11 protein-coding genes are annotated in these 13,073 nt (G+C 38.4%); 8 read left to right on the plus strand and 3 right to left on the minus strand.

Features of this window, described 5'->3' with window-relative positions:
* Position 1 precedes the first annotated feature (1 nt).
* Positions 2-967 (plus strand): glycosyltransferase family 2 protein, encoded by a 966-nt coding sequence (locus tag AAC026_RS16750; RefSeq protein ID WP_339607907.1) that lies wholly within the window; start codon positions 2-4, stop codon positions 965-967.
* On the plus strand, positions 964-1,944 hold the full coding sequence (locus AAC026_RS16755) for a glycosyltransferase (protein ID WP_339700448.1): 981 nt from the start codon (positions 964-966) through the stop codon (positions 1,942-1,944). Before AAC026_RS16750 ends, AAC026_RS16755 begins: the two co-directional genes overlap by 4 nt.
* On the opposite strand, the gene AAC026_RS16760 is transcribed toward AAC026_RS16755, so the two are convergent.
* Positions 1,923-2,690, minus strand: coding sequence for a methyltransferase domain-containing protein (locus AAC026_RS16760; protein WP_339607905.1), 768 nt, complete (start codon positions 2,688-2,690; stop codon positions 1,923-1,925). The genes AAC026_RS16755 and AAC026_RS16760 overlap by 22 nt on opposite strands.
* A 332-nt stretch (positions 2,691-3,022) precedes the next feature.
* Between AAC026_RS16760 and AAC026_RS16765 the strand changes: the two genes are divergently transcribed.
* From AAC026_RS16765 to AAC026_RS16775, 3 genes are read left to right on the plus strand one after another with little or no spacing between them, the layout of a single operon-like run.
* Positions 3,023-4,510 (plus strand): efflux RND transporter periplasmic adaptor subunit, encoded by a 1,488-nt coding sequence (locus tag AAC026_RS16765; RefSeq protein ID WP_339700451.1) that lies wholly within the window; start codon positions 3,023-3,025, stop codon positions 4,508-4,510.
* 8 nt (positions 4,511-4,518) lie between these two features.
* A complete protein-coding gene (locus AAC026_RS16770; protein WP_339607903.1) occupies positions 4,519-5,898 on the plus strand; it encodes an ABC transporter permease in 1,380 nt (459 codons plus the stop codon).
* Positions 5,899-5,913: 15 nt separating this feature from the next.
* Positions 5,914-7,425, plus strand: a complete 1,512-nt coding sequence (locus tag AAC026_RS16775; protein WP_339700454.1) for a TolC family protein — start codon at positions 5,914-5,916, stop codon at positions 7,423-7,425.
* Positions 7,426-7,452: 27 nt separating this feature from the next.
* Here AAC026_RS16775 and purB read toward each other — a convergent pair whose 3' ends face one another.
* The gene (gene purB / locus AAC026_RS16780) at positions 7,453-8,796 is read right to left on the minus strand and encodes an adenylosuccinate lyase (RefSeq protein WP_339700457.1); all 1,344 of its coding nucleotides are present in this window, start codon (positions 8,794-8,796) and stop codon (positions 7,453-7,455) included.
* Between the two features lie 205 nt (positions 8,797-9,001).
* Here purB and AAC026_RS16785 point away from each other — a divergent pair, with 205 nt between their 5' ends.
* The 3 genes from AAC026_RS16785 to egtD all read left to right on the plus strand — a co-directional run bounded on the left by AAC026_RS16785 (position 9,002) and on the right by egtD (position 12,486).
* A complete protein-coding gene (locus tag AAC026_RS16785; protein WP_339700459.1) occupies positions 9,002-10,117 on the plus strand; it encodes a ferredoxin--NADP reductase in 1,116 nt (371 codons plus the stop codon).
* A 128-nt stretch (positions 10,118-10,245) separates the two neighbouring features.
* Positions 10,246-11,517 carry an ergothioneine biosynthesis protein EgtB gene (gene egtB / locus AAC026_RS16790; RefSeq protein ID WP_339700461.1) on the plus strand — a complete coding sequence of 424 codons (1,272 nt, stop codon included), beginning with the start codon at positions 10,246-10,248 and terminating at the stop codon, positions 11,515-11,517.
* Positions 11,518-11,520: 3 nt separating this feature from the next.
* A complete protein-coding gene (egtD, locus tag AAC026_RS16795; protein ID WP_339700464.1) occupies positions 11,521-12,486 on the plus strand; it encodes an L-histidine N(alpha)-methyltransferase in 966 nt (321 codons plus the stop codon).
* On the opposite strand, the gene paaD is transcribed toward egtD, so the two are convergent.
* Positions 12,483-12,980 carry a 1,2-phenylacetyl-CoA epoxidase subunit PaaD gene (paaD, locus tag AAC026_RS16800; protein ID WP_339700467.1) on the minus strand — a complete coding sequence of 166 codons (498 nt, stop codon included), beginning with the start codon at positions 12,978-12,980 and terminating at the stop codon, positions 12,483-12,485. The genes egtD and paaD overlap by 4 nt on opposite strands.
* Positions 12,981-13,073 lie beyond the last annotated feature (93 nt).

The raw sequence follows: 13,073 nt of genomic DNA on the forward strand, positions 1-13,073 counted from the left end.
ATTGATACAAATTTCAGTAGTAATACCGCTTTATAACGAAGAAGAGTCGTTGCCTGAACTAGTGAATTGGATAAGCCGTGTCATGATTGAACACGGCTTATCTTATGAACTGGTCATGATAGACGATGGCAGCAATGATGGCTCCTGGGAGCAAATCCAACAGATGTCAGTAGATTTTCCTATTAAGGGATTGAAGTTCAATCGTAACTATGGAAAATCGGCAGCATTAAATGTTGGGTTTAAGCATGCTGAAGGTGAAGTGGTAATTACTATGGATGCTGATTTACAAGATAGTCCAGATGAAATACCAAGCTTGTATGCTATGATCAAGGAAGGTTATCATTTAGTATCAGGCTGGAAAAAAACTCGTCACGACCCTATCTCTAAAACCATACCTTCTAAATTTTTTAATCGAATAACCAGAATTTTATCAGGCATTAAACTTCATGACTTCAATTGTGGACTAAAGGCCTACGATCAGAAGCTGGTGAAAACCCTAGAGGTTTATGGCGAAATGCATCGCTACATTCCAGTAATCGCTAAGCGCAATGGCTTTACTAAGATTGGAGAGAAAGTAGTAGAACACAGAGCTAGAAAATACGGTACTACCAAGTTTGGTTTAGAGCGCTTTATCAACGGATTTCTTGATCTGATTTCGATTTCCTTTGTGTCGCGATACAAGAAAAGGCCAATGCATTTTTTCGGCACTTTAGGTACACTTTCATTTCTTATCGGATTTGTTTTCGTTGGTTGGATCTCATGGCAGAAAATTCATGCAATTTATATTTCCAAGAGTAATGTGTATAGAGATGTGGTAGATCAGCCACTATTCTTTTTGGCCATTGCGGCAATTATTATTGGTGTTCAGTTATTTTTGGCTGGTTTTTTAGGGGAAATGATGACCATGAATTCCCAAAACAAAAACGACTATATACTCGAAGACCATGTTGGTTTAAAGAAGAAATGAGGTTCTTTTCTGTAGTTATTCCTGTTTACAATCGGCCCGATGAAGTAGATGAACTTCTCAAGTCCTTAACACTTCAAACCCACACTCATTTTGAAGTAATTATAGTGGAGGATGGTTCTACAGAAAAATGTGATCAGGTAGTTGAATCTTATCAAAACCAACTTTCCATTCAATATTTCTTTAAGGAGAATTCAGGCCAAGGCTTTTCAAGAAATTACGGTTTCGAAAGAGCTAAGGGAGACTACTTTGTGGTTTTCGATTCAGACTGCCTTATTCCTGAAGATTACTTTGAGAAGGTAAATCAGTTTTTAGATCACACTCCACTTGATGCTTTTGGTGGCCCAGATAAGGCTCACCCTTCTTTTTCACCATTGCAGAAAGCCATTAGTTACTCTATGACTTCTCCTTTCACAACAGGTGGAATTAGAGGAAACAAGAATCATGCAGGCACTTTTCATCCTAGAAGTTTCAATATGGGTATTTCGAAGGAAGTGTTTGAAACTACGAAAGGCTACAAAATCACCCGAATGGGGGAAGATATTGAGTTTAGTATTAGAGTAATTGAAGCTGGGTTTAAAACAGGTTTAATTCCTGATGCCTTTGTTTTTCATAAAAGAAGAACCAGTTTCGCTCACTTTTATAAGCAGCTACACTTTTTTGGCAGAGCACGAATTAACGTAAATCGGTTCTTTCCAGGAGAGCTAAAAGCAATACACGCATTACCAGCCGTTTTTGTGCTTGGGTTGTTTATTTGGTTGACTACTGTTTTCTATTCTACATTTCTATTTACCCTTGGCGGTGCACTTCTCACCTTGTTTACTTTTGGGATTTTTGTTCACTCTTCAATACTCAATAAAAGTATTGATGTAGGGTTACTTAGCGTAACAGCAGCTTTTACCCAGCTTACGGGTTATGGTATGGGTATGATTTCAGAACTTTTTAAGCCTAGAGGCAATCAGCCTTTTTCACAGAAATAAATAATTTCATTGGCCGGAAGCGCGTATTTTCTTACCGTTTCCTTTGGTAACTCCATTACATAATGATCTTCGGTAACTTTAAAACCAGCCCTTTCCAATCGTTTACCATAATCTAAACCAAACAAACGGACATGATCGTTTTGCCAATAAACCCGCTCACGTTCTTTAGGATCAGTAATTGTAGGATCTTCTAGCGTTTCTTGTCTACTATAATCTTGTGGAGACTGAATAATGGCCCATCCGCCTGGTTTTAATACCCTGTAAATTTCGCTCATGGCTTTAATGTCATCATCCACATGCTCCATTACATGGTTGCAAAAAACAACATCAAACGTATTTGCCTCAAAAGGTATGTCGTGAACATCCATTTTTACATCGGCCAAAGGAGATTCTAAGTCGGCTGAAGTGTAATCGATATTGGGCATAGCTTTGAATTTATCTATGAAACAAAGCTCTGGAGCAATATGAAGAAGTTTCTGTGGAGCACTGAAAAATTGGGTTTTGTCCTTTAAGTACAGCCACATTAAACGGTGCCTTTCGAGCGAGAGTGAGTCTGGGCAAAGCGCGTTTTCTCTAGGGTTTAACCTTCCGTAAGGGAGGAATTTACGGTAGCTAATTTCACAGATTGGGCAAGTTACATTCTTACCTCTCATAAAGAGACTAACAACCTTTAGTAGGTGATGGCTAAATAGCTGAAGGTATTTTCTAGGTACCTTTCTGATGACAAAACTGATAAATCTTTTCATTTCAACGATTTCCGCAAAGATAGAAGATAAGATTAAACCCCACCCTTGCCACTGACAGGAACATGATGTTGTCTGAACAGAATATCTACCGTTATTATAAATGGATCGATTTGAGATTAAACTAAATGGATGTTAAGATCATCTAAGACCAGAAGAAGGCGTTAGTAAAACTAAGGAGGCTTCTCTCTATTGAATAATCGTAATTACGTGATTTTTAACGAGATTGGTTCTTTTTTCTTTTACGTTAGTGGCTGCATATTTCTATATATGGAATTGCGGAGAAATCTAATAGCCCTAGTTTTGCACATATTTAAACAATTATAAAAAGAGTCATGAGAAAAAAACTCATCATTATCGGTCTAGTCGTAGTGGCTGCTATCGTAGTTACCCTTACCGTATTCAAAACGGATACCGCTGAAGACGCAGTATCGTTATTCGCGACTGCTGAAAAAGGCGAATTTACAGTTGAGGTAACCACCACAGGCGAACTTTCTGCTGAAAAGTCTACAAAAATTATGGGACCAACCGCTGCCAGAGATTTCAATATTCGAAATATGACAGTAACAAAGTTGGTAGAAGAAGGAACTCAGGTAAAACAAGGCGATTATGTTGCCGACTTAGATAAGAGTGAGCTTTTCGAAAAAATTCAGACAGAAAAAGATCAGCTTGATGCTCAAGTAGCAGAGTATGAATATGCTAAAATTGATACTGCTCTAACTTTAGGTAGCGAGAGAGATAAGTTGATAAATCTAGACTATTCAATTGAAGAGAAGCAATTGCAAATAGAGCAGTCGCAATATGAGCCACCAGCAACAAAAAAGAAATATCAAAATGAGTTAGAAAAACTCTTTAGAGATAAAGAGCGTGCTTTGGATAACTACAAATTAAAGGTAGAGCAAGCTAAATCTAAGATGATTGATGAGACTGTTGATTTGAATAGAAGAAGAAACAGATATAACAGTGGTTTAAAACTATTAGAAGACTTCACTATTTATGCTCCTCAAGATGGTATGGTAATTTATACAAAAGGATTTGGAGGAGAGCGTATTGTTGAAGGTTCTCAACTTAATGGCTGGAGTCCAGAAGTAGCTGAGCTTCCAGATTTATCAAGCATGATTTCTACTACTTACATTAATGAAGTAGATATTAGAAAGGTAAAGCTAGGACAGCCTGTTGATATTGGCTTGGATGCATTTCCTGATAAAAGACTTACTGGTAAAGTAACAAGAGTGGCCAGAGTTGGACAGCAAAACCCAAATTCAGATGCTAAGGTGTTTGAGGTAATTGTAAGAGTAAATGAAAGTGATAAAGAATTGAGACCGTCAATGACAACAAGTAATATCATTGTAACTCAAAAACTTTCTGATGTTGTTCATATTCCGTTGGAGTGTCTGCATGTTTACAATGATTCTATCAACTATGTGATTAAGAAAAATGGTTCACTTCAAGAAGTAAAAGTAGGACTCACCAACAGTAATGAAGCAGTTATTGAGATGGGAGTCGAAGAAGGGGATGTATTGTACTTAAGTAAGCCTGAAGGAACGGATGGTAAAGAGCCAAACTTAATTCCTGAATTGAATGGTACCAGAATGGAGAAGTATGAACTTAATCCTAACGAAAATAAATTAGAAGACGATAGCAAGTGGGTAATGCCTGACGGAACTCCAATGAGCCCTGAAGTGATTCAGAGATTGAAAGATCAAGGAATTACCGACCCATCTCAAATGATGAGAGGTGGCAGATCAGGACAAAGACCAGCTGGTAGCGGTGCTGCTGGTGGAGCTACTAGAGGCGGACGTGCAGGTCAACCAAATCAGTAAGTCGAGCTATGAATAAGCAGAGTTTATTATCTAATTTCTATATAGCACTGGAAGCAGTGCTTGCCAATCAGTTGCGCTCTTTGCTCACTGCTTTGGGAATCATTTTCGGGGTAGCTGCGGTAATCGCCATGCTTGCCATTGGAAATGGAGCTCAAAAGGAGATTTTAGAGCAGATCGAATTGGTAGGGGTGAACAATATTATTGTTCAGCCAGTAGTAGAGCAAACAGAGCAACGAATAGGAGAGACCGATGATAATGATAAAAAGAAATTCTCTCCAGGCTTGAAATTGCTAGATGTTGAGAGTATTCGTGAAGGTATTCCAGGTGTAGCAAGACTTAGCCCTGAAATTCTACTAGAAACTTATATCATAAAGAATGGAATCAGAAGATCTTCAAAACTAGTAGGTGTAGAGCCGAGCTACTTTGAGGTTGCTAATTTTGAGTTAGATGGAGGGGAGGTTTTTAATGAAAATCAATTAAGAGTAGGTGCTCCGGTTTGTATTATAGGGAAGGGAATTCAAAGCAAATTTTTTCCTCAAGAAAACCCAATTGGTAAGAAGATAAAAGTAGGTTCTCAGTGGTTAGAGGTAATAGGCATACTTAAAGAGAGGTTTATTTCTGAAAAGGCCATAACCAACCTAGGGATTCGTGATTATAATATGGACGTATATACTCCAATTCAGACAGTTTTGGTGAGGTACGTAAACCGTGATTTAGTGACTGGCTCTGGTTTAAAGAAGAGTTTTGGTGGAGTTAGTATGTTTGGAGGAGGACGAGGAATGACTATCGTTTCATCAAGTTCATCAGATGAATCTAGCGACTCTGCTCCTAAAAACTATCATCAAATAGATCGCTTAGTAGTTCAGGTAAATGAATCTGCTAAATTGAGCTCTACTGCAGAAGTCCTCTCTAGAATGCTTGAAAGAAGGCATTATGGGGTGATTGATTATGAAATTACCATTCCAGAGTTATTATTAAAACAACAACAGCGAACTCAGAATATTTTTAATATCGTGTTAGCCGCTATTGCCGCCATCTCACTTTTGGTAGGAGGTATTGGAATTATGAATATCATGTTGGCTTCGGTAATGGAAAGGATCAAAGAAATTGGCTTGAGACTTTCTATTGGAGCAAAATCTTCTGATATTGTTTCACAATTTTTATTTGAAGCTGTGTTAATTTCAGTAACGGGTGGTATTATTGGTGTGATCTTGGGTATTACTTTAGCCTTTGCAGTATCATCATTAGCAGACTTTCCAACAGAAATCAGCTTTGCTTCAATTGCAATATCCTTTGGTGTTGCTGCTACTGTAGGACTTATTTTTGGAATTACTCCTGCTAGAAGAGCCGCAAGTCAAGATCCTATTACATCATTAAGACACGAATAAGATTCTAAAAACATTATGAAGAAGGTCATTTTATTATTATTACTATTTATTGGTCTGGCTCAAGTATCCTTTTCCCAAGAAAAAAGAGTGTTAACTCTTGAAGAGGTCATTCAGTTGGCTAGACAAAACTCAAGAAGTGCGAAACAGGCCGAAACCCAAAGAACCTTAGGCTTTTGGAGTTACAATGTTTATAAATCTGGATTAAAACCTCAGTTGTTAGTAAGAGGTACTTTACCAAGTTATCAGGATAGAACTATTCCTACTACCCAGCCAGATGGAACAGTCGTTTTTAATACGGTAAATCAAAATAACTCAAACTTAAGTCTAGGTCTTGAGCAAGTCTTACCATGGACAAATACAACGGTGTCTTTTGATACTAGATTGGCTCGTTTCGATGATTATGATAGAAACACAACTCGTTATCAAGGCGACCCTATTGGTATTTCAATAGAACAGCCGCTTTTTGCAGTAAACCCTTTTAAGTGGGATAAGCAGATAGAGCCGTTGAGGTATGAGCAGTCAAAAAGATCGTATGTACAAGACATGGAGCAGGCTTCTCAGATAGCTGTTAATTTATTCTTCAGGTTGCTCGTACAACAAAGGAATTTGCAGATTGCATTGCAAAATGAGCAAGCGAATGATACTGTATATAGAGTAGAGCAAGGTAGATATAATATAGGAACATCAACGGAGGATCAGTTACTTCAAACAGAACTTGAACTATTGACATCAAAAAGTGAGGCTCAACAAGCTCAATTAGATGTTCAGTCGCTTTCTTTGGAATTAAGAAACTTTATTGGTTTAACTGAAAATGTTGATCTAGAGCTAGTAGCTCCTATGGATGTTGCTGTGTTTGATATTGATTATGAAACGGCTTTGCAGTACGCGAAGGAGAACAGAGCCGAGTATTTGGATTTCAGACTTCAAAGGTTGAATGCTGAAAGATCAGTGGCAGATGCAAGAGCAAGGCGGTTTAATGTTTCTATAACAGGTTCCTATGGTTACAACAGTGCACAGACTAATGATTTAGGTGGTGTTTATGAGTCAAGCAATACTGCTGCTGGGTCTCAATTTAGATTGGACTTTAATATACCTATTCTTGATGGAGGAAGGAATAAAGCCCGTATGAATGTAGCAAGAGAACAACAGAAGCTGACAGAGTTCAATGTGGATCAAAATATGATTACGTTTGAGCAGGAGATTTCTAATGCTGTAAGGAATTTTAAGCAAATAATAGAACAAATTGCATTGGCCAAGAAAAGTGAGGAAGTTGCTTTGAAACGTTTTGAAATCACTAATGGAAGGTACTTGGCTGGTAAAGTGGATATTCTAACGCTAGCCAATGCTAGAACAAGTAAAGATGGAGCTATAAGAAGTTATGTTTCTGCTTTACAACAGTATTGGGATGCTTATTATGAGCTAAGAACATTGACTTTGTATGACTTTAAGAACGATGTTCTTTTGTACAACGAACTATTGGAATACGACCCGAAAACAGATTCAGTAATCGAGAAAGCTAAGCAATAAAAAAAAGCCCCGTAAGGGGCTTTTTACTTATAAACCTGTATAATTAAATGGACTGATTTGCATCAGTTCATTTTTTATTTCTGTAGAGACTTCCAAAGTTTGAATAAACTCTTTCATCACTTCAGCAGTGATCTTTTGATTAGTTCTGGTCAATCCTTTTAATGCTTCATAAGGTTTTGGATAACCTTCTCTTCTAAGTATAGTTTGGATGGCCTCAGCCACAACTGCCCAGTTATCTTCCAAGTCCGCATCAATGGCTGCTTGGTTTAATTCAAGCTTCTTAATTCCCTTTTCAAGCGATTTTAAAGCAATAAGTGTATGGCCTAAAGGCACTCCAATGTTTCGTAATACCGTAGAATCAGTTAAATCTCTCTGTAGCCTAGAGATTGGTAGTTTAGCAGAAAGGTGCTCGAAGATCGCATTGGCGATTCCTAAGTTTCCTTCGGCATTTTCGAAATCAATCGGATTCACCTTGTGTGGCATGGCAGAAGAACCTACTTCTCCCGCCTTTATTTTTTGTTTGAAGTAATTCATGGATACGTACTGCCAAACGTCACGAGAGAAATCGATCAAAATGGTGTTGATCCTCTTCATATTATCGAAAAGGGCTGCAATATGATCGTAATGCTCAATCTGGGTAGTTGGATGGCTGCGTTGTAAGCCAAGTGATTCTTTTACAAACTCATTTCCGAAATCAATCCAGTCGATGGCTGGATAGGCCACGTGATGCGCGTTAAAATTACCAGTCGCGCCACCAAATTTGGCCGCAAACGGAATGTCACCCAACAAAATCATTTGTTCTTCTATTCGACTGCTGAACACCTGCATTTCCTTTCCTAATCTAGTTGGAGAAGCTGGTTGGCCGTGTGTTTTGGCCAGCATAGAAATGTTTTTCCATGTTTCAGCCATTTCGTTAATGGTGTTTTTCACTTCCAAAACTGAAGGTTCAATTACCTCGTGCATTGCCCTTTTTAATGATAAAGGAATGGCAGTATTATTAATGTCTTGAGAAGTTAAACCAAAATGAATGAACTCGATGTGGTCTGCAAGACCAAGTGCTTGAAACTTGTCTTTCAGGAAGTACTCAACCGCCTTAACATCATGGTTTGTAGTTTTCTCAATCTCCTTAATACTTAGAGCATCAGCTTCGGTAAAATTGGCGTAAATAGACCGTAAGGATTCAAATAGATTTGAATCTACACCTTTGAGCTGAGGAAGCGGAATTTCGCATAACGCGATAAAATATTCGACTTCAACCTCTACCCTATATTTAATTAAAGCAAATTCAGAAAAATATTCAGTAAGTGCATTCGTAACCCTTCTGTAGCGACCGTCAATCGGTGAAATGGCTGTGAGTGTATTCAAATCCATGTTTTCGGTTTAAAAAGAAAGGGCAAAGATACTAAAATGTACCGGCTTGAGCGCTCATTTTTGTAACACTTCTCCCATTTCTGTATCTAATTTGGCGTAACAATTCATAGTTCGAAGGATGATGATTACTTTTGCGTTCTTTTAAACTACTTTCTACGCATTGGTGTTGGTACACTGACGGTTTCTTAAAAATAGAATTTAAAGCATGGCATTCGGATTATTCAAAAAAAAGCAAGCAGAAAAAAGTGAAATTCCTTCGGTTAAAGCAGGGCATTTAAACTTAAAGGTAAAGGAGGTAGTAAAGGAGACTGCTGATGCTATTAGTATTTATTTTGAACAACCAACTTCTGGTTCCATATCATATAAGTCGGGTCAGTTTTTCACCCTTATTGCAGAGATTAATGGAAAGATGGAAAGAAGAGCCTATTCGCTTTGCACTTCTCCATTTGTCGATCCCCACCCTGCCGTAACAGTGAAAAGAGTAGAGGGCGGCTTAATGTCGAACCATTTGGGAGACAACTTGAAGGCTGGTGATGTAATGGAGGTTTTGGAGCCCATTGGAAACTTCACTACTACTTTTGACTCCAATGACGAAAGACATATTGTTCTTTTTGGTGGCGGAAGTGGAATTACACCTTTAATGTCGATTGCTAAATCAGCGTTGAATCAAGAGCCTAAATCAAAGATTTCTCTTATTTATGCCAACAGGGATTCTGATTCAATTATTTTCAAATCTGCCTTGGAGCAAATGGAAGCTGATAATCCAGAGCAATTCAAGGTAGTACATGTGTTAGGCGAAGCACCTCCTGAATGGAAAGGTTACAAAGGCTTGCTCACTCAAGATATTATTAAAGAAGCGCTCGAAATGTTGCCTAAAATGGAAGAAGGGCAAACGGAATTCTTTATGTGTGGTCCAGGCCCAATGATGGATATTGTTGAGTCATCATTGTCAAACCTAAACATTCCAAAGGCGCAAGTTCATAAAGAAAGTTTCACTTCCGATGCAGGAAAAAAGAAGGAAAGCGCAACCGTAAGCAATGAAATTATTGCGCGTGAAGTAACCGTTATCTATGACGGTGAAGAATTTAAATACACCGTTGAACCTGGAGAAACCATTTTAGAAAAGGGCTTAGATGAAGATATTGATTTGCCTTTTTCTTGCCAGAGTGGATTATGTACGGCTTGCCGAGGAAAATGTATTTCTGGAAAGGTAAAAATGGATGAAGATGAAGGCCTTTCTGAAGCTGAATTGAACGAAGGTTATGTCCTCCCTTGTGTAAGTCATCCACTCACAGATGATGTCATCATCGAGATTGGCTAACAGAAAATCTGAATTTTTCAGAACTTTTAGTAGAGGTTGAAGGTCTTATATAATGTGGTTTTAGATTGATACTCTAATCTGCATTTCCGACATTCATAAAACTAATATTGTAGCCCAGCTACTATGATATGAGCATTTCTACTAATCAGACTGAACCTCAAATTTCAATCCTCGAAAACTATCTGAAAGTTAGGACTTTAACGAACGAGTTATGTGCGCCTTTACAACCAGAAGATTTTGTAGTACAGCCTGTAGTGGACGTGAGTCCGCCTAAATGGCATTTGGCGCATACCACATGGTTTTTTGAAAACTTTGTACTCAAGCCAAATATGGCTGACTACCGGGTTTTTGATAAGGATTATCACTTTCTGTTTAATAGTTACTACGAAACAGAAGGAGATCGTTGGATTAGGTCAGAAAGAGGTGTGCTTTCTCGCCCTTGGGTGAAGGAAATAATGGCTTATCGTACTTATGTGGACGATCACATGAGGGCGTACTTATCTGATGAAGTAATTTCAAACAATACACTGGAAGTACTAACTATTGGGCTGCATCACGAGCAGCAACACCAAGAATTGTTAGTGTATGACCTCAAGCACATCCTAGGAATCAATCCGCTTTTTCCGAGCTACAAATCATTTAGGGGAGAAGTTAGTGACACCAACCTTGAGGAAGAATTTCTTACGGTAGACGAAGGTGTTTACACCATAGGCTATCAAGGAAAGGAGTTTTCTTTTGACAATGAAAAGGGCGTTCATCAGGTTTTTCTTCATCGTTACCGAATTCAAGATCGGCTGATCACCAATGGTGAGTTTATGGAATTTATCGAGGCGGGTGGCTATCAAGATTTTAATCATTGGTTAATGGAAGGTTTTGAATGGGTGAAGAAGCAAAATATACGAGCACCTTTCTATTGGTTCAAACAAGACGGAGCTTGGAAGCACTATACCTTAGCAGGTTTAGAAGATATTAACCCTGATGAACCAGTAAGTCATGTGAGTTTTTATGAAGCAGATGCCTTTGCCAAATGGAAGGGGAAACGATTACCCACTGAGTTTGAATGGGAAGTAGCTTGTAAAATGCACGAACCAGAAATTCCAGAATCAGCCAACTTTGTAGACAATCGTAACTTCAGGCCTATACCCCGGCAAGGAGAAAATACACAATTTTATGGAGATGTCTGGGAATGGACAAATAGTGCATATTTAGCCTACCCATATTACCAAAAGCCAGAAGGGGCACTGGGAGAGTATAATGGCAAATTCATGATCAATACCATGGTACTCAGGGGTGGTTCTTATGCTACTAGTCGTAATCATATCCGCCCAACTTACCGAAACTTTTTTCATCCGCACTTACGTTGGCAGTTCACAGGAATCCGACTAGCAGAAAACTTCTAATCAATGAGCGAAACTACCGTTGCACTTTCAACCTTTGCAAAAGACATCCACTTGGGGCTTACTTCAAATCCTAAATGCCTTTCTTCTAAATATTTTTATGATGAAACGGGTGATCAGCTTTTTCAAACCATTATGGGGCTAGGAGAATATTACCTAACCCGTTGTGAGTTCGAAATATTTGATAAACAAAAAGAAGAGATTCTTAAAAGCTTTTTGGGTTCAGATAGTAGTTTTAATTTGGTTGAACTAGGAGCAGGTGACGGGACAAAAACCAAGGTGCTGCTAAAACACTTTGTTAATGAAGGGGTGGATTTCTCTTATTCACCAATTGACATTTCTCAACATGTACTAGAGGTACTTTCTAGTGACCTTGAAAAATCAATTCCCAAACTAAAAGTGAATGCAATTCAAGGAGATTATTTTGATGCTTTGGCAAAGCTAAATGAGAATAATTTCCAGAAGGAAGTCGTGCTTTTTCTAGGGTCGAATATTGGAAATTTTTCAAACGGCTCGGCACTTAAATTTTTAAAAAGGTTAGGCGATAATTTAGGATCAGGTGATATGCTATTCATCGGTTTCGATTTGATGAAAAACCCTAACGTGATTTTGAGTGCCTATAATGACAAGTTAGGAGTGACCAAAGAGTTCAATATTAATTTGCTCCGAAGAATAAATAACGAGCTTGGGGCTAACTTTGATTTAGAAGGCTATGAGCACTTCCCAACATACGATCCAATTTCAGGAGAAACGAAAAGCCATCTGGTAAGTAATAAGGAGCAAGAAGTTTTTATTGAAGCCACAGGGGAAACTTATTCGTTTGATGCCTGGGAAGCAATTCATACTGAAGTATCGCAAAAATATTCCCCTAAAATGATCTATCAATTTGCTGAGCAGGCTGGGTTTAAGGTGGTGAAAAACTTTAAAGACGAAAGCGAATTCTATGTAGACTCCCTTTGGGAGAAAATCTAAAGCGGTTTAAACTGCTCAAAAGCCTGATTACAATTGTGACAGAAATGTAAGGAACGACAAAGCGCGGGGCCAAAAGGCGTTTTCATTTCTGTATTTGTGCTATCGCAGTTAGGGCATTTGGAGTGCTCAAGCAAATCAATATCAACAATCAAATTATGTTTTGGAGGAGGAGCAAGGCCAAATTTCTTTAGAGCAGCTCGTCCCTTTTCAGAAATCATGTTTGAGTTCCACTGGGTTTCAAAAGAAAGGTGGACATCAAGGTTTTCAATTCCATTTTTCTGAAGTGTTTCTTCAACATCCCTTTTCATATAATCCATAGCAGGGCAACCCGAGAAGGTAGGCGTCATGTTTACTTTGACTTTTCCAGAATCTTCAATTTCAATTCCCGTAATTACTCCCAAATCGTTGAGCGAAAGCACAGGGATTTCAGGATCCATGACTTCATCCAGCCATGTTCTAATCTCTTCCACTGAAATGTCCTTCGTATTGCTCATTGTGTTTTTACAACCTTATAGACGATCAAAAGTTCCTCCAAATGACAAATGACAAATGACAAATGACAAATGACAAATGACAAATGACAAATG

It is taken from the genome of uncultured Roseivirga sp. (assembly GCF_963973945.1).
Taxonomy (GTDB): Bacteria; Bacteroidota; Bacteroidia; order Cytophagales; family Cyclobacteriaceae; genus Roseivirga.